General features: G+C 28.1%; 25 protein-coding genes. 7 read left to right on the top strand and 18 right to left on the bottom strand.

All coding sequences use genetic code 11. From position 1 onward, the window contains the following. The first annotated feature begins 61 nt into the window (after positions 1–61). The gene (locus LPB137_RS06650) at positions 62–1,090 is read left to right on the top strand and encodes a coproporphyrinogen III oxidase (RefSeq protein WP_076086067.1); all 1,029 of its coding nucleotides are present in this window, start codon (positions 62–64) and stop codon (positions 1,088–1,090) included. A 3-nt stretch (positions 1,091–1,093) separates the two neighbouring features. Beyond that, positions 1,094–1,579, top strand: a complete 486-nt coding sequence (locus LPB137_RS06645; protein ID WP_076086064.1) for a NanQ anomerase/TabA/YiaL family protein — start codon at positions 1,094–1,096, stop codon at positions 1,577–1,579. Here LPB137_RS06645 and LPB137_RS06640 read toward each other — a convergent pair. Beyond that, positions 1,576–2,190 (bottom strand): acyl carrier protein phosphodiesterase, encoded by a 615-nt coding sequence (locus LPB137_RS06640; protein WP_076086061.1) that lies wholly within the window; start codon positions 2,188–2,190, stop codon positions 1,576–1,578. The two genes, LPB137_RS06645 and LPB137_RS06640, sit on opposite strands and share 4 nt — an antisense overlap. A gap of 107 nt (positions 2,191–2,297) precedes the next feature. On the opposite strand from LPB137_RS06640, the gene LPB137_RS06635 reads away from it, so the two are divergent. Then, positions 2,298–2,792: a type II toxin-antitoxin system antitoxin SocA domain-containing protein gene (locus tag LPB137_RS06635; RefSeq protein WP_076086058.1), complete on the top strand. Its 495-nt coding sequence runs from the start codon at positions 2,298–2,300 to the stop codon at positions 2,790–2,792. 13 nt (positions 2,793–2,805) lie between these two features. Here LPB137_RS06635 and LPB137_RS06630 read toward each other — a convergent pair whose 3' ends face one another. Then, complete coding sequence (locus LPB137_RS06630; RefSeq protein ID WP_076086055.1) at positions 2,806–3,741, bottom strand: matrixin family metalloprotease; 936 nt, start codon at positions 3,739–3,741, stop codon at positions 2,806–2,808. A 62-nt stretch (positions 3,742–3,803) separates the two neighbouring features. Here LPB137_RS06630 and LPB137_RS06625 point away from each other — a divergent pair, with 62 nt between their 5' ends. Next, positions 3,804–4,223, top strand: a complete 420-nt coding sequence (locus tag LPB137_RS06625) for an FKBP-type peptidyl-prolyl cis-trans isomerase (protein ID WP_076086052.1) — start codon at positions 3,804–3,806, stop codon at positions 4,221–4,223. 7 nt (positions 4,224–4,230) lie between these two features. Here the strand turns inward: LPB137_RS06625 and LPB137_RS06620 are convergent, their stop codons facing one another. The 5 genes from LPB137_RS06620 to LPB137_RS06600 all read right to left on the bottom strand — a co-directional run bounded on the left by LPB137_RS06620 (position 4,231) and on the right by LPB137_RS06600 (position 6,335). After that, positions 4,231–4,584, bottom strand: coding sequence for a thiol-disulfide oxidoreductase DCC family protein (locus LPB137_RS06620; protein ID WP_076086049.1), 354 nt, complete (start codon positions 4,582–4,584; stop codon positions 4,231–4,233). After that, positions 4,584–4,973: a hypothetical protein gene (locus tag LPB137_RS06615; RefSeq protein ID WP_076086046.1), complete on the bottom strand. Its 390-nt coding sequence runs from the start codon at positions 4,971–4,973 to the stop codon at positions 4,584–4,586. Before LPB137_RS06615 ends, LPB137_RS06620 begins: the two co-directional genes overlap by 1 nt. Further along, a complete protein-coding gene (locus LPB137_RS06610; RefSeq protein WP_076086043.1) occupies positions 4,966–5,199 on the bottom strand; it encodes a hypothetical protein in 234 nt (77 codons plus the stop codon). Before LPB137_RS06610 ends, LPB137_RS06615 begins: the two co-directional genes overlap by 8 nt. A gap of 25 nt (positions 5,200–5,224) precedes the next feature. Then, positions 5,225–5,602: a thioredoxin family protein gene (locus LPB137_RS06605; protein WP_076086040.1), complete on the bottom strand. Its 378-nt coding sequence runs from the start codon at positions 5,600–5,602 to the stop codon at positions 5,225–5,227. Between the two features lie 103 nt (positions 5,603–5,705). Continuing rightward, positions 5,706–6,335, bottom strand: coding sequence for an adenylate kinase (locus LPB137_RS06600; RefSeq protein ID WP_076086037.1), 630 nt, complete (start codon positions 6,333–6,335; stop codon positions 5,706–5,708). 140 nt (positions 6,336–6,475) lie between these two features. Between LPB137_RS06600 and LPB137_RS06595 the strand changes: the two genes are divergently transcribed. Next, positions 6,476–6,709 carry a transcriptional antiterminator Rof gene (locus LPB137_RS06595; protein ID WP_076086034.1) on the top strand — a complete coding sequence of 78 codons (234 nt, stop codon included), beginning with the start codon at positions 6,476–6,478 and terminating at the stop codon, positions 6,707–6,709. Positions 6,710–6,711: 2 nt separating this feature from the next. Here LPB137_RS06595 and LPB137_RS06590 read toward each other — a convergent pair whose 3' ends face one another. Next, positions 6,712–7,473 (bottom strand): alpha/beta fold hydrolase, encoded by a 762-nt coding sequence (locus LPB137_RS06590; protein ID WP_076086031.1) that lies wholly within the window; start codon positions 7,471–7,473, stop codon positions 6,712–6,714. A gap of 50 nt (positions 7,474–7,523) precedes the next feature. Then, positions 7,524–7,835, bottom strand: a complete 312-nt coding sequence (locus LPB137_RS06585) for an EthD family reductase (protein ID WP_076086027.1) — start codon at positions 7,833–7,835, stop codon at positions 7,524–7,526. Between the two features lie 122 nt (positions 7,836–7,957). Here LPB137_RS06585 and LPB137_RS06580 point away from each other — a divergent pair, with 122 nt between their 5' ends. Both LPB137_RS06580 and LPB137_RS06575 read left to right on the top strand, forming a co-directional pair. Beyond that, positions 7,958–8,212, top strand: a complete 255-nt coding sequence (locus LPB137_RS06580; RefSeq protein WP_076086024.1) for a hypothetical protein — start codon at positions 7,958–7,960, stop codon at positions 8,210–8,212. A 143-nt stretch (positions 8,213–8,355) separates the two neighbouring features. Continuing rightward, entirely contained in the window at positions 8,356–8,646 is a 291-nt protein-coding gene (locus LPB137_RS06575) for a DUF3144 domain-containing protein (RefSeq protein WP_076086021.1), read from the top strand. A 33-nt stretch (positions 8,647–8,679) separates the two neighbouring features. Here LPB137_RS06575 and LPB137_RS06570 read toward each other — a convergent pair whose 3' ends face one another. From LPB137_RS06570 to rpmJ, 9 genes are all read right to left on the bottom strand, one after another. Then, complete coding sequence (locus tag LPB137_RS06570; RefSeq protein ID WP_076086018.1) at positions 8,680–8,955, bottom strand: GIY-YIG nuclease family protein; 276 nt, start codon at positions 8,953–8,955, stop codon at positions 8,680–8,682. A gap of 81 nt (positions 8,956–9,036) precedes the next feature. Further along, positions 9,037–10,482: an IMP dehydrogenase gene (guaB, locus tag LPB137_RS06565; protein ID WP_076086015.1), complete on the bottom strand. Its 1,446-nt coding sequence runs from the start codon at positions 10,480–10,482 to the stop codon at positions 9,037–9,039. Between the two features lie 12 nt (positions 10,483–10,494). Then, a complete protein-coding gene (gene gatA, locus LPB137_RS06560) occupies positions 10,495–11,856 on the bottom strand; it encodes an Asp-tRNA(Asn)/Glu-tRNA(Gln) amidotransferase subunit GatA (protein WP_076086012.1) in 1,362 nt (453 codons plus the stop codon). 183 nt (positions 11,857–12,039) lie between these two features. After that, on the bottom strand, positions 12,040–12,390 hold the full coding sequence (gene rplQ / locus LPB137_RS06555) for a 50S ribosomal protein L17 (protein WP_076086009.1): 351 nt from the start codon (positions 12,388–12,390) through the stop codon (positions 12,040–12,042). A gap of 15 nt (positions 12,391–12,405) precedes the next feature. After that, entirely contained in the window at positions 12,406–13,404 is a 999-nt protein-coding gene (locus LPB137_RS06550; RefSeq protein ID WP_076086007.1) for a DNA-directed RNA polymerase subunit alpha, read from the bottom strand. Between the two features lie 16 nt (positions 13,405–13,420). Next, on the bottom strand, positions 13,421–14,047 hold the full coding sequence (gene rpsD, locus LPB137_RS06545) for a 30S ribosomal protein S4 (RefSeq protein ID WP_076086005.1): 627 nt from the start codon (positions 14,045–14,047) through the stop codon (positions 13,421–13,423). Between the two features lie 9 nt (positions 14,048–14,056). Further along, positions 14,057–14,449 (bottom strand): 30S ribosomal protein S11, encoded by a 393-nt coding sequence (gene rpsK / locus LPB137_RS06540; protein ID WP_076086003.1) that lies wholly within the window; start codon positions 14,447–14,449, stop codon positions 14,057–14,059. Between the two features lie 9 nt (positions 14,450–14,458). Next, a complete protein-coding gene (rpsM, locus tag LPB137_RS06535) occupies positions 14,459–14,827 on the bottom strand; it encodes a 30S ribosomal protein S13 (RefSeq protein ID WP_076086001.1) in 369 nt (122 codons plus the stop codon). Between the two features lie 5 nt (positions 14,828–14,832). Further along, positions 14,833–14,946, bottom strand: a complete 114-nt coding sequence (gene rpmJ / locus LPB137_RS06530) for a 50S ribosomal protein L36 (RefSeq protein ID WP_072682678.1) — start codon at positions 14,944–14,946, stop codon at positions 14,833–14,835. Positions 14,947–15,059: the final 113 nt, after the last annotated feature.

Below are 15,059 nucleotides of genomic sequence, written 5' to 3'. Positions count from 1 at the left end.
TAAGTTAATTTATATATAATTTCTTCATAAAATAAAGTTCAAGAAAAAAGAGAAATAAAATATGATAAAAGCAAAATCACAAGATGCAATTAAAGCTTTGAGTTTAGTTACATCTTTACAAAATAGATTTGTAAAAAAACTTGACAATTTAAGTAAATTAATAGGTGAAGATAAAAAATTTGATGAAGTTATATGGCTAAGAGATGAAGGAGTTCATGGTGGAGGGAATAGATTTGAAGCAAGTGACAAAACACTTTTTAACACTGCTAGTGTAAATGTTTCTCAAGTTCATTATGATGAAGATGAAAGTAAAAAACTTCAAAGTGCAACTGCAATTTCTACGATAATTCATCCAAAAAATCCAAATGTTCCTTCGATTCATATTCATATTTCTTTGACACAAACTAGAGGAAATGATTCTTATTGGAGAGTTATGGCTGATTTAAATCCAAGTATTAATAATATTGAAGATAAAGAAATATTTGAAAAATCCTTAAAAGAACTTTCTCAAGATAACTTTGAAGAAGGAATAAAGCAAGGCGATAAGTATTTTAATATTCCTGCTTTAAATCGACATAGAGGTATTTCTCATTTTTATTTAGAAAACTATAAATCATCAAAAAAAGAGGATGATTTTAATTTTGCAAATAATTTTGGAGAAGGCATTATTGACACATATATAAATATTATTACAAATGCTTTTGAAACAAGAAAAGAAATAAGTTCTGAAGATATTCAAAAACAGCTTGATTATCATACTTTATACTTATTTCAGGTTTTAACACTTGATAGGGGTACAACTTCAGGGCTTTTAGTTCATAGTCAAAATGATATTGGAATAATGGGTTCACTACCTTCTTTTATTAATAAAGACTTACTAAAATCATGGGAAAAAAATGCAGAAAAACCACAAGATGAATTAGTTTCTAATTTAGTAAAAGTTATAAATGATGAAGGAAAAATTGATAGCAAAACAAAAGAAAAACTAGCAAATGAAGTTAGAACTTTTTATAAAAAACATCCTCAAGCTTTAAGTAAACAAGCAAGTGGAAATACAATCCCATCAACAGTATCAAATCACAAAGGTTAAAACATGGCAATTTTTGGAAAATTAGAAGAAGTAAAAAAACAAATAAATAATAAAGCTTTTCAAATAGCTTTTGATTATTTACAAAATATCAGTGATGATTTTGAAACAATCGATGAAAATGAATGTATAAAAGAGATGTTAAGTGAAGATATTTTTGTTCTTAAACAAGCTTATACTACAAAAGAAAGAAGTGATTGTTTTTTTGAATCTCATAGAAAGTATGTTGATGTTCAGTTCATGGTAAAAGGTGATGAGTACATGGATGTAAGTTGTATTGAATCGTTAAAAGTCATAAAAGAGTACGATGATAAAACAGATTTTATAAAGTATGAAGGCAAAGAAAATGATATATCTAAGCTTTTAATTAAAGAAAAAGAATTAGCAATATTTTATCCAAGTGATGCTCATCAACCTTGTATAAAAACAACTCAAAAAGAGCTGGTTTATAAAGCAGTTATAAAAATACCTCTTGAATTAGTAAAAAATTAAATCTTCCAATGATTTAGTTTTTTATTATCTAAATCTTTTCTTACATCTTCACACAATAAAGGGAAGAACTCTAAAAAATCTTTTTCTAAATCTTCGATATTTATATGAACATCATAAAAATATCCAGAGGCAGTTTCTCTTTTTAGTAAACGCTCAGACAGTCTTAAATCCATTCTTTTAAATGAACTGTTTAACTGCTCTAAAGTATGATATTTATTTAATAAATCTTTGTTAATTAAGTTTGTAACAATTGTATGAGCTTTTGAAGGTAAATAATCTAAGCTTTTATTTGCTTTAATATAAAAATTATTAGTAAACTCTTGTATTGAAACCTTTGAATACAGATCCCAATTTTTAGTAAGTAAATAATCATAAGTTAAATCAATAATAACAGGCTTTAGTAAACCTTTTTCTCTTAATCTTTTTTTACTTAATTTTACAATTTCATGTGAATCTGTAAAGGAGTCGATTTGAACATGGGTTTTCATACCACTTATCATTTGTGAGCTTGCATTTTCCCATGTTTTAGCTTTTAATGGATCTGCTAAAATATTGCCAATTTGAAAATCAATATGATTTTCTGATAAAAATGCATGTGCTAACCAATTCATTAAATTCCTTTTAAAATCGTACTTTATATTAATAAACTTAAATGCCAATAAAACAAATATTTATGCATAATATTATATAATCCCAATACTAATAAAAAGGAAGTTATTTGAACGTAGATATGACAAAAGTAGCAAATGTAATTTTATATATGTTACATAAAAAAGTTGAGCATTTAAATGATAAAAAACTATCAATTATGCTTTTCCTAATGGAGTACAATCATCTTAAGTTTTGTGATAAAAAAATATTCAATGAAGAATTTATAAAAAATTCAAGAAATCCAGAACCTGTTCTTCTTGGTGAATTATTTGATGTAATTGCAAACAATGAAGATTTAGATGAAGAAGATGAAAGATTATATTTTATTCAAGAACTACTTGATTACCTTGATATTGAACTTGTTGAGAGAAAGAAATTTGTTGAATTAAAGTTTATTAAAATGGAAGAAGAGTTCGATGAATCAATTTTTGATGCAGATGAAATGAAAACAATTCATAAAATTGTCTCAGAATTTAAAGATGTAAGTCCTAGAAATATTGCAAATGCATGTTTTCAAATTGATGATTTAAGAAAAATACCAAATGGTGAAGTAATTATATAAGTAGAAAGAAGTATTAGAAATTTTTCTTAAAGTTTCTAATATCACTTTGTGTTAAAGATAATTGCTTAATCTGACTTTTTTGTAAAATTGGATTCATCAATGCATCTTTTACATTTATATGAGGAATTCCAACTAAATGTGCTATTTCATGAGCTAAAATCACTTTTAATTCATTTTTACTTTCAAAACCATAAACTTCAATTTTATTCATAATATTTTTAATATTCTTTTCTTTTACTCTTTTACCTTTTTGATAAAAAACTTTTGTAGTAACTTGTCTTTGACCAATTGTATTGCCTTTTACTTTTCTAAAACTTCTGCTTATTCTTTCTAATTCATTATTTAATCTATTATACTCACGAATTAAACTATTTTGTAATCTAATTTTTTGATTATAAAAGTTTAAATCGGACTTTAGTTTTCTCTCATCTCTTTTTACTTTATTACTCTGTTTTTTAATTTTACTTTTTTCTAGTTTTATATAATTTTTAATTCTGTCAAGTTCATCTTTTGGGAACTTTTTTTGTTTATTTACTTCACTTACATAAGCATTTAAAGCTTTGATTTTTTTATTTACAATATTGCCATCTTCTTGTATATATCTTTTTTTGATATTTATTTTTTCTAGTTTAGCAGGTAAAGAAGCTTGAATATTTTCTATTTTCTTTCTTTTTAATTCAATTCTTTCTTTTTTTCTTTCTATTCTTTGTTCAAGTTTTGAAGCAGGTACATATAATATATCAATTGGTTTACCATCTTGTGAGTAATCAAAAATATTCATATCAAGATTTGATTCAAAGAGATATTCTATCTCATTTAGCATATTACGTATTTCTTGTTTATTTATTTTATTTTGGTAGTAATTATCTATTTTCCCTATTTTTATCTTTTCATAAGATGCAAAAGAGAAAGAAATAAAGATTAAAATTAAAAGTATTGTTTTTTTCATCATAATGTATTTTAATTAAAATAGTATTTAGATATAGTAAAAGCTACAAAATAAGGAATAATATGGCAATTAAAGAAAAACAAAATGTAATTTTAAATTATGAGTTAAAAATAAATGATGAAATAGTAGATACAAATTTTGATAAAGAACCAATTGAGTTTGTTTATGGAGAAGGACAATTAATCGAAGGTTTAGAAAGCGGTATAAAAGATATGAATGAAGGCGATTCAAAAATCTTAAAAATACCTGCATCACAAGCTTATGGTGAATATGATGAAAAACTTAGCGAAACAATTGATATAAAAGATTTTGAAGGTATTGATTTACAAATTGGAATGGTATTAGAAGCTGAAAATAGTAATGACGAACTAATTAAAGCCACTGTAACAGATGTAACAAAAGAGAATGTTACAGTTGATTACAATCACCCTCTTGCTGGTTGTGATTTAGAATTTAGAGTAGAAATTAAATCAATAATTTAATAAAAATCTATTTTAATAAATCTGAACTTCTTCCTAAAATAGCTAAAAGAGCTTTACGAAGTAATTTTACAAAAGGATAGATTACATTTTTGAAAACTTTATTATTTGTAAAGTAAAGTTTTCTCTTTGTAATTGTATTTAAAAAGTTTATTGCATCAGCTCCATGATAAAGCTTGTTATTGTCAACTCTAACAATAAAACCTTCATCAATATCAAAGCCTAGTTTTTTAAAACTGTTTAATTCTTCTATATTTTCTCTGGCATTTAATAAAATCAAATCATGAGATTCTTTTATAATTAAATATTTTGAATATAGATTACAAAAAGGGCATTGTTTATCATAGAAAACTTCTATTTTCATTATGAAATATACTCCTTTAGAATTGTTTTAATACTCAATTTATCCATATTAGAAATAATAAAATGAGCTTTTAGAGATGAAGCGCTTATATCACCTATTAAAATATGATCATCAATATTCTTAAAAAGATGCACTTTAGAACCTGAAATTCCACCTATTGATATTTTTAAACAATTAGAATCTAATTTATTTAAATATCTAGAGCCTCTTGAAAAGCCTATATATACTTTTGCTTTTGGTATTATTTTATTTGATAAGTTTTTAGCTTCTGAATCAATTATTTCATACTTATATTCTTTTATTAGTTCATAAACGGACGCATTCATTTGTTCATGTTGTGATAAAGTTCCAGAAGCAGGATTGCCTTTAATATAGACTATATCAAGCAAAAGGATTCATATTATTAAATAAAACTATCTTATCTAATCTAATTTTTTGTGAATTATCAAGTATCATATATTCAGCCTTATCAATAATTTTAAAATCAATTACTTTTTGCTGTATTTCTTTTTCTTTATCATCTTCTATATAAACAATCTTTGATAATGTTTTTTTAACAGCTGCCGTTTCTAAAACATCATAAAAATGACAAGACACTCTTTTGTATTCATCCATATGAATATCCTTTTAAACTTTTAACTTAATTTGATAAAAGATACTTTTTTGTACTTTTAGCAATTTGTTCTGGGGTTTTTCTACCTAATTCACGTTCTATTATTTCATCATTTTTAAAATAAATCAAGGTAGGTAAGACATTTACGCTAAACTCTTTAGCTAGTGACTTTTCTTTTAACATATCTATTTTATAAATATGTACATCATCTTTCTTATTTTTATTATAAACTATAAGACTTTCTTCTACGTCTACACAAGCACTACATCCAATTGTATAAAAATCTAATATTACTTTTTTATTTATTGTTTTTTCTTCAAAATTTTCTGAAGTTAAATCTTCAAAGGCAAAAAGAGTAGAAAAAAATAAAAATGGTACGATTAAAAAAGTTCTTTTAAAAATCATAATTACTCCTTAAAATAGAGTTTATCAAAGTAATGTAGCAAGAATATAAAATTAAGATTCTAAGAGTTGGAAATATATTCCTACTCCTAGATAAGTGTGAAAACTATTTAGCTAAAGAAGCAAACATATCAGCAGTTACTTCTGATACTTCTTTTGTACCATCAAGTTCTACAATAACGCCCATGTTTGTATAGAAATCAATTAATGGAGCAGTTTGCTCATGGTAAGCTGATAATCTTTGTTTTACAGTTTCTTCTGTATCATCAGCTCTTTGGATTAAATCTTCTTCTTTTTCATCTGTAGGTGGATTAAATTTCATGTGATAAATTTTACCAGTTACTTTAGATGTTCTTCTTCCCGTAATTCTTTCAACTATTAATTCATCAGGAACATTTAAAGAGATTACTTTATCTAAAGAAATATTCATATTAGCCATTAAATCTTTTAAAGCTTCAGCTTGTGGAAGAGTTCTTGGGAAACCATCAAGAATAAATCCTTTTTTACAGTCATCTTCAGCTAGTCTATCTTTGATAATACCAATAATAGTTGAATCAGGAACTAATTTTCCAGCATCCATAAAATTCTTTGCTTCCATACCCATATCAGTTTTATCAGCAATTGCAGCTCTTAAAATATCACCTGTAGAGATTTGAGGGATATCATACTTTTCTATTAAAAACTTTGCTTGTGTACCTTTTCCTGCGCCTGGAGCTCCAAATACCATTAAATTCATGTTCAACTTCCTTGATTTGTTTTTGTGATTGTATAAAAAAAGTAGTTAATAGTACCTAAGAGGAATAAATTACATTAGAAAATTTAGAGATATGAGTTTTATTTTATATTTGTGTATAATATCAATAAAAAAAGAGAAATATGTATAATCCTATATCATGCGAGTTTTTTGACCAATTAAATGTTGCAATGCAAAGAAAAATACCATCAACAGTTGTTTACTTAAAAAATGAAGAAGAAAAAGAAACGGTAAAAGGTGTTGTTAAAACTATGGAAGTTGTTGATGGAATTGAGTTTATGATTTTAGATTCAAAAGAAAAAATAAGATTAGATACAGTGATTACTTTTAATGGTAAAAAGCACAAAGACGTATAAACCTACTTTTTGTTAACAAACTCTTCAATTTTAGAAGCAAAATAAACAGGACATTCCAACATTGGGTAATGCCCTGCTTCTTGACATTCAATAATTTCTAAATTATTATAATAATTTGAAAATAGTTTTGTAATTGATTTTATTCCAAAAATTGGAAAATCATATTTCCCAACTATAATTTTTATAGGTATATTTATATTTTCTACTTCATTAGAAAAATCAGTTTCTAAATACATTTTCATATATCCTACTCGAGCACTAAGAGTAGAAGCTTCATATGCCATTTTGATTCTAGTTTTAGCCCATATTTTATTATGTCTTTTACTTGCACTATAAACTATTTCTTCAATTTTATTTTTATTTTCACTCATTTCATTTATAAGTTTATCTTGAGCTATTTGTGGAAGTTTTATTCCACTTGGTGGTATGGGAGTAACAAGTATAAGTTTTGAAACTCTTGCGTCAATGAGTGCAATTTTTTGAGCAATTAGTGTTGACATTGAATGTGCAAGTAATGTTACATCATCTAAATTTAAATATGTAATAAGATTTTTAATATCATTAGATGCTTCATTACAAGAATAATTACCTTCAATCTCTTTAGATAATCCATAACCACGCAAATCTACAAATATATAAGTGAAACTATCTGTATCTAAGTAAGTAAATGTAGGCTCATAGTTTTTATAATTTCCCATTAATTCATGTAAAACTATTATATTCTTCTTACCAGTTCCAATTATTTTATGGCCTAACTTTATCATTACTATCCTATATATTTATTCTTTTAGCAAAAATATTAGCATCTATTTTCTTATATTTGAATTTCACTAATTTGCAGTTGTGGTTGGCAGTTAGTAAAGTTTGCAATATCAGAAAGTATTTCTACTGAATTTGGCTCAAAAATTGCTTGAAAAGACTCAAGTGATTCAAATGACATATGAGTCATAACAACATACATTGCAGCTTCACCAGGTACTCCACTGGCAAGTCCAAAATCTACTTGTGCATTTTTTAAAGAATCGCCTAAAAGTTTTGAAACTAAAGGAACATGAGTATTTAAATAATATTCTTTATCAAAAATCAACTCATCTGAATTTGGGTACAGTACACTTACTTTTATCATTTTATTATCCTATTTTTTATTTAACTTTTTAAAGTTAACAAAAGTCTATCATAAGAATATAGCCTGAAAATACTAAGTTTAAAAACCTTTTTGATACACTAATTTAATATTTTGGAGAAGTAATGAAAATAGAAGAACAAATCGAACAAATACTAGATAGTATAAGAAAAGTGGCTTTTTATGTAGGTCATGGAAAATATAATGACTATATGACTACAGAAGAAGTTATAAAAATCAAAGCAACTTTGGAAAAAATACTTGAAATAGAAAAAGAGTATGAAAAGGCTAATACAGCTGGAGAAAAAGATGCAATATATAAACGATTAGTTAAATATCAAACTTTTAGTATTAAGGATTTTATTGATTATAAAATTTGATATAGTAAAAGACTAGAAAAATAAACTATTAAGAAAGAGTATAAAAGTTACTTAGGATAAATTTAAGTAAAAAACATTTTACCATAATTCTATTTTATAACACTCTTTTGACTATAATTCAAATAAAAACAGGATAATATATTATGAGCGAAAAATCAAACGAATTTTTACAAAGAGCAGATGCTCAGATTGCAATTGCAAATGAACAACTACAACAAGGATTAACATTAGGTGAAGTAAGTGCTTCATATATGTATGGTTCAGTACGATTTAGTACTTATATGGCATGTACAGCATATCATACAGCAGAAGATATGCTTGCAGAAAAAGATGAAATTATAGAGTATTTTGCAAAAGAATATAAATTAGCATTAGAAGAACACCTAAATAATCATGCAGTAACTCATGATTTTACACAGAATAAAATTAAATAGTTAGAAAAGAGGTGTATAAAATGCACCTTTGTTTTAATTATCTTTAACAAGTTTAGAAGAATTGCCTTTATAAATTAATTCAAGTTTCTTTAGTCTAGTTAGTTTTTTTATTGCATATTCTCTTTTTGATGCAGTACTTCTGTTTTCAGAAGACTCTTTATATACAAGTTTAACAGGTCGTCTAACCTTTGTATACTTTGCGCCTTTATCACTTAAATTATGTTCATTTAATCGTTTTGAAATATCTTTAGTAATTCCTGTATATAAACTACCATCATTACATTCTAGTATATATACAAAATATGACATTAAAAGCCTTTAAAAGAATATGATGAAGTTTGTTATCCTTCATCATATTTAAAAAGTAAAGATTAACTCTTTACTGTAGTTTTATACGTGGTAGTTTGGAGCTTCGTTCGTAATTGTAACATCATGAACATGAGACTCTTTAAGTCCTGCTGATGTAATTTCAACAAACTCTGCAGTTTCTTGGAATATTTTAATATCTGCAGATCCTAAGTAACCCATAGAAGATCTTAATCCACCAGTCATTTGATGAATAATATCAGCGATTGAACCTCTATATGCAACTCTACCCTCAATACCTTCAGGTACAAGTTTATCAGCAGCAGTTCCTTCTTGGAAATATCTATCCGTACTTCCTTTAGTCATTGCACCAATAGAACCCATTCCTCTATAAGTTTTGAATTTTCTTCCTTGGTATAAAATTAATTCACCTGGAGATTCATCAGTTCCTGCTAATGCAGAACCCATCATTACAGATGATGCACCTACAGCTAATGCTTTTGCAACATCACCAGAATATTTAATTCCACCATCAGCAATAACTGGAATACCATATTTAGCACCTTCAGCAGAACACTCATCAATTGCAGAAATTTGAGGAACTCCAACACCAGCAACAATTCTAGTTGTACAAATTGAACCAGGACCGATTCCAACTTTAACTGCATCAGCTCCTGCATCAATTAATGCTTTAGTTCCTTCAGCAGTTGCAACATTACCTGCAATAATTTCAACATCTAATACTTTCTTAATTGCAGTAACAGAATCTAAAATACCTTTAGAATGTCCATGAGCAGAATCCATAACTAAAACATCAACACCAGCTTCAACTAATGCAGTTGCTCTATCTAATTGACCAACACCAATAGCAGCACCAACTCTTAATCTTCCAAAAGTATCTTTACAAGCATTTGGATGTTCTCTTTTTTTATTAATATCTTTAATTGTAATTAAACCAATTAATTTATTTTCATCATTAACAATTGGTAATTTTTCAATTTTATTAGCATGCATAATTTCGGCAGCTTCTTCTAAAGTCGTACCTTTAATTGCAGTAATTAATGGAGAGTGTGTCATTTTATCTGCAATAACTTTTGTGAAATCTTTTGTAAATCTCATATCTCTATTTGTAATAATTCCTAATAATGAATTAGTATCATCTACAACAGGAATACCAGAGATTTTATATGTAGCCATTATATCTTCTGCATCTTGAAGAGTTTGATCTTTCTTAATTGTAATTGGATCTGTAATCATTCCTGACTCTGATCTTTTAACTTTTCTAACTTGCATAGCTTGAGTTTCAATATCCATATTTTTATGGATAATACCAATACCACCAAGTCTTGCCATTGCAATAGCAGCTTCAAATTCTGTAACTGTATCCATAGCTGCAGAAATAAAAGGTACATTTAACTCAATTGTTTTAGTTAATTTAGATTTTAAACATACTTCTTTAGGTAAAACTTCTGATTTTGCTGGTACTAATAAAACGTCTTCAAATGTAAGTGCTCTTTTTCTTATTCTCATAATATCCCTTTCTTATTTTTTATAATTAATTGCTTTTTCTAGTGACAATGCACCATCAAACATAGTTTGTTCATCGAATGCAGGTCCAATTAGCTGTAAACCAACTGGCATTCCATCTTCATCTTTATCAACAGGTAAAGAAATAGCAGGTAGTCCTGCTAAGTTAACTGAGATTGTATATATATCACTTAAATACATTTCTAATGATGTTTTAAAACTTCCAAACTTAGGTGCAGTTGTAGGTGCAACTGGAGAAAGAATTAAATCTGCATCTTTAAAAATCTCTTCATATTCATCTTTGATTAAGTGTCTAACTTTTTGTGCTTTGATATAGTAAGCATCATAATATCCAGAACTTAATACAAAAGAACCTAACATAATTCTTTTTTGTACTTCATCTCCAAATCCTTGGGATTTAGTTTGAACGTACATATCTTTAAGTCCACCCTCACCTTTTCTATTTCCGTACCTAACACCATCAAATCTAGAAAGATTTGCAGATGCTTCAGCAGTTGCTACAATATAGTAAGATGAAAGAATCTTTCCAGTATCTAACATGTTTTTATGAACAATTTTATGTCCTGCTTCTTCTAAAGCTTTAATAGATTTACTAAATGCTTTTTGAATAGCCGAACTAGCTTGCTCAATAAAATTATCAATAACCGCAATAGTAAGTTTTTTATTAGCATCAAGCTTTGGAGTAACTGCGTCATAATTAACATTAGCAGATGTAGAATCTTTATCGTCATGCCCTGAAATAATGTCATATAAAATTGCAGCATCTTCAACGTTTTGAGTTATTGGTCCACATTGATCTAAAGAAGATGAATATGCAGTAATTCCGTATCTTGAAACTCTTCCGTAAGTTGGTTTCATTCCAACTACACCACAATAAGCAGCAGGTTGTCTAATTGAACCACCTGTATCAGTACCAAGTGCAGCAATAGCAATACCAGCAGCAACAGCAGCAGCACTTCCACCAGAACTTCCACCAGGTACTTTTGAATTATCAATTGGATTTAATGTTTTACCATAGCAAGAAGTATCAGTAGAACTTCCCATTGCAAATTCATCCATATTTGCACGACCAAAAGCGCTTAAACCTGCTTTTTCTAAGTTGTTGATTACAGTCGCATTATATGGTGAAATATAACCTTTTAAGATATTACTAGAACAAGTAACTTCCCAATTTTTAACATTTATATTATCTTTAATAGCAATTGGAATTCCAGAACCTGAAGTAGAAATATCAGTTGAAGTTAATTGCTCAATATATGCACCAACAGTATTTTCTTTTATTTTTGTAGTTAAATCATCTCTTAATTTATTAATATCGTCACTACCTAAAGTAAGTGCTTCTTTTAGAGTTATCAAACGGTCTCCTGTAATTTATAATTATAGTATTACACCGGATTTTATCTAAAAAATGATTAAAAAATGGTAAAGCAAATATTAATTGAAAATAAAAAGAAAAATTTAAGTTTGAGTGTATTTATGAGTATAAAAAAAGGTAGAAGTCTTAAGACTCCTACCTTTCAAGAATGTATAAATTAGTTATTATACGAATGAAATGAATGCCATTTGAGTAGCATCACCTCTTCTAATTCTTGTTTTAATAATTGAAGTATATCCACCGTTTCTACCTTCGTATTTAGGTGCAATTTCGTTTATTAATTTTTTAGTAGCTTCTTTACTTTGTAATGCTGCAAATACTTGTCTATGAGTATTTAAATCTGCATTTCTAGCAGTAGTTACTAATCTTTCAATATATCTTTGTAATTCTTTTGCTTTTGGAACAGTTGTTTCAATCTTTTCTCTTTCGATAATTGCAATTGCCATGTTTTTTAACAATGCTTTTCTATGAGAAGAAGTTCTACTTAACTTTCTATATCCGTGCTTATGTCTCATCTTCTAAACCCTTAATTATGCTTTAAGTTGCTCTAATTTTCTTCTTAATGCAGAAGCAACGTTTTCTGGAAGTGTATCTTCAACTGGGAAACCAAGTGATTCAAGCTTTTCAGCAATTTCATCATAAGATTTTTTCCCAAGGTTTTTGATATTTTTTACTTCAACTTCACTCATAAGTACTAATTCACCTAAGAATTTTAATCCAGCTCTATCTAAAGAGTTGAATGATCTAGCACTTAAATTTAAGTCATCAATTTTGACAACTAAATCTTTTAGTTCTACTGGCTCTTCACCTGCATCACTAACTGTTACTTCTGATAAATCAAATACTTTATTAAATACTGACATTTGAGAATACATAACAGAAACAGCTTCTTTAAAAGCAGTTATTGGAGAAATTTGTCCATTTGTTTGTACATTAAATACAGCTTTTTCAAAGTTAGGATTATCTTCAACTAACATTTTTTCAATATCATAAACTACTTTTTTTACTGGTGTAAAGAAAGCATCTACTGGAATATAATCTGGTCCAACAATTTCTCTAATATCTTCAGAAGGCATATAACCTATACCTTTTTGAATAATAACAGAGAATGTTAAATTACAATCCGAGTTAATTGTAGCTAAGTGAACATCTGGAGAAACTACTTCAACATCAGAGTTGATTAAGTCTTCACCTTTAATTTCTTTTGGTCCATCAAAAGAATATTCTACTACTACTTGTTCTTCATCACCATTAATTTTAAACTTAATATTCTTAAGGTTAATAATAAAAATAGCTATATCTTCTAGCATCCCTCTTAACGAGTCAAACTCGTGAGAAGCTCCTTCAATTTTTACTGCAATTGGTGCGTAACCAACTGAAGAACTAAGAAGAAGTCTTCTTAAAGGGTGTGCCAAAGTTATTGCAAAACCACTTTCAAATGGATATGCAGAAATCTTTGCTTCATTATCATTGATAGTTTCGATTTCAACTTCTGTTGGTAAAAACGGTGTGTCTGCAAACTTTTTCATTGGCTACCTTTATTTATTACTTAGAATATAACTCTACGATTAATCTTTCTTCAACTGGAATAACTACTTCTTCTCTTGTAGGAACTCTAGTAAAAATACCAAATGCTTTTGCTGTATCTACATCAACCCAATCAACAATACCAGTTTGATTAGTTAATTCTAAAGCTCTAACAACTTGTGGGTTAGATTTAGATTTTTCTTTGATTTCGATTTTTTGTCCTGGTTTTACAACGTAAGAAGGAATATCAACTTTCTTACCGTCAACTAAAACGTGACCGTGTGTTGTAAATTGTCTAGCATTTGCTCTAGTTGTAGCAAATCCCATTCTGTAAACAACGTTATCTAATCTTTGCTCAATTAATGTAATTAAGTTAGATCCTGTATTACCTTCGTTTGTAGAAGCTTTTTTAAAGTATTTTCTGAATTGTTTTTCAGAAACACCATACATGAACTTAGCTTTTTGCTTTTCTCTTAATTGTAAACCGTACTCAGAAATTTTAGTTCTTCTTTGTCCGTGTTGTCCTGGAGCAAATGGTCTTTTTTCTAAAGCAGATTTTCCGTTAAGTCTTCTCTCACCTTTTAATCCAAGGTCTGCATCAAGTCTTCTCTCGATTTTTTCTACTGGTCCTCTATATCTTGCCATAACTACTCCTTACACTCTTCTTCTTTTAGGAGGTCTACAACCATTATGTGGTAATGGTGTAACATCCTTTAACCATGTAACTCTGATACCTTCAATTGCACCAACAGCTTTAACTGCAGTGTCTCTACCAGATCCTGGTCCTTGAATTTTGATACCAACGTTTTTGATTCCATGTTCCATAGCTTTAGCAACAGCATCTTCAACAGCAGCTTGCGCAGCAAATGGAGTAGATTTTTTAGAACCTTTGAAACCTAAGTTTCCAGCTGATGACCATGCAATTGCATTTCCAACGCTGTCTGTAACTGTAACCATAGTATTGTTGAAAGTAGCCGCAATATGTACGATACCGTCAGCAATATTTTTTCTTACAATTTTTTTTCTAGTAACTTTTCTTTTTGCCATTAGTTATCCTTACTTCGCTGCTGCGCCAACAGTTTTCTTTTTACCTTTTCTAGTACGAGCATTAGTCTTAGTCTTTTGCCCTCTACATGGTAAACCTTTTCTATGTCTTAAACCTCTATAAGAACCTAAGTCCATTAATGATTTAATATCCATAGCAACTTTTTTTCTAAGATCACCTTCAACCATATAGTTTTTTTGTAATTCTTGTCTAATTGCTGCAGCTTCATCTTCAGTTAATTCGTGAGCTCTTTTATCTTTATCGATTCCAACAGCATCTAAAATTAATCTTGAGTTATGTAACCCTATTCCAAAAATATACGTTAAAGCATATTCCATTCTTTTTTTATTTGGTAAATCAACACCTGCGATTCTTGCCATGTGTCTTATCCTTGTCTTTGTTTGTGTTTTTTAGTTTCGCAAATCACTCTTACGACACCTCTTCTTTTGACAATTTTACATTTGTCACACATCTTCTTTACTGAAGCTCTAACTTTCATAAGTCGTCCCTCTTTTTTTGTGTATTTTGCCAATATTACAACAGGACTGAACGATCAAGTACATTCCTAATACATTCATCCAACTCTTTATAAAACACAAAACATTTTATAAA

Source organism: Poseidonibacter parvus, from assembly GCF_001956695.1.
Classification (GTDB): domain Bacteria; phylum Campylobacterota; class Campylobacteria; order Campylobacterales; family Arcobacteraceae; genus Poseidonibacter; species Poseidonibacter parvus.
The sequence above is the reverse complement of the archived record's forward strand: the minus strand, read 5'-3'. Positions and strand labels throughout refer to the sequence as shown.

Bases quoted from the DNA above. Each gene is read 5' to 3' on its own strand.
- rpmJ (WP_072682678.1), bottom strand. From the start codon at position 14,946: ATGAAAGTTAGAGCTTCAGTAAAGAAGATGTGTGACAAATGTAAAATT.
- LPB137_RS06630 (WP_076086055.1), bottom strand. From the start codon at position 3,741: ATGAAAAAAACAATACTTTTAATTTTAATCTTTATTTCTTTCTCTTTT.
- LPB137_RS06550 (WP_076086007.1), bottom strand. From the start codon at position 13,404: ATGAAAAAGTTTGCAGACACACCGTTTTTACCAACAGAAGTTGAAATC.
- guaB (WP_076086015.1), bottom strand. From the start codon at position 10,482: ATGAGAATAAGAAAAAGAGCACTTACATTTGAAGACGTTTTATTAGTA.
- LPB137_RS06610 (WP_076086043.1), bottom strand. From the start codon at position 5,199: ATGGATGAATACAAAAGAGTGTCTTGTCATTTTTATGATGTTTTAGAA.
- LPB137_RS06575 (WP_076086021.1), top strand. From the start codon at position 8,356: ATGAGCGAAAAATCAAACGAATTTTTACAAAGAGCAGATGCTCAGATT.
- LPB137_RS06645 (WP_076086064.1), top strand. From the start codon at position 1,094: ATGGCAATTTTTGGAAAATTAGAAGAAGTAAAAAAACAAATAAATAAT.
- LPB137_RS06590 (WP_076086031.1), bottom strand. From the start codon at position 7,473: ATGATAAAGTTAGGCCATAAAATAATTGGAACTGGTAAGAAGAATATA.
- rpsD (WP_076086005.1), bottom strand. From the start codon at position 14,047: ATGGCAAGATATAGAGGACCAGTAGAAAAAATCGAGAGAAGACTTGAT.
- LPB137_RS06570 (WP_076086018.1), bottom strand. From the start codon at position 8,955: ATGTCATATTTTGTATATATACTAGAATGTAATGATGGTAGTTTATAT.
- LPB137_RS06600 (WP_076086037.1), bottom strand. From the start codon at position 6,335: ATGAATTTAATGGTATTTGGAGCTCCAGGCGCAGGAAAAGGTACACAA.
- LPB137_RS06650 (WP_076086067.1), top strand. From the start codon at position 62: ATGATAAAAGCAAAATCACAAGATGCAATTAAAGCTTTGAGTTTAGTT.
- LPB137_RS06580 (WP_076086024.1), top strand. From the start codon at position 7,958: ATGAAAATAGAAGAACAAATCGAACAAATACTAGATAGTATAAGAAAA.
- LPB137_RS06595 (WP_076086034.1), top strand. From the start codon at position 6,476: ATGTATAATCCTATATCATGCGAGTTTTTTGACCAATTAAATGTTGCA.
- LPB137_RS06585 (WP_076086027.1), bottom strand. From the start codon at position 7,835: ATGATAAAAGTAAGTGTACTGTACCCAAATTCAGATGAGTTGATTTTT.
- rpsM (WP_076086001.1), bottom strand. From the start codon at position 14,827: ATGGCAAGAATCGCAGGTGTTGATTTACCAAATAAAAAAAGAATGGAA.
- LPB137_RS06625 (WP_076086052.1), top strand. From the start codon at position 3,804: ATGGCAATTAAAGAAAAACAAAATGTAATTTTAAATTATGAGTTAAAA.
- LPB137_RS06620 (WP_076086049.1), bottom strand. From the start codon at position 4,584: ATGAAAATAGAAGTTTTCTATGATAAACAATGCCCTTTTTGTAATCTA.
- rpsK (WP_076086003.1), bottom strand. From the start codon at position 14,449: ATGGCAAAAAGAAAAGTTACTAGAAAAAAAATTGTAAGAAAAAATATT.
- LPB137_RS06640 (WP_076086061.1), bottom strand. From the start codon at position 2,190: ATGAATTGGTTAGCACATGCATTTTTATCAGAAAATCATATTGATTTT.
- LPB137_RS06605 (WP_076086040.1), bottom strand. From the start codon at position 5,602: ATGATTTTTAAAAGAACTTTTTTAATCGTACCATTTTTATTTTTTTCT.
- rplQ (WP_076086009.1), bottom strand. From the start codon at position 12,390: ATGAGACATAAGCACGGATATAGAAAGTTAAGTAGAACTTCTTCTCAT.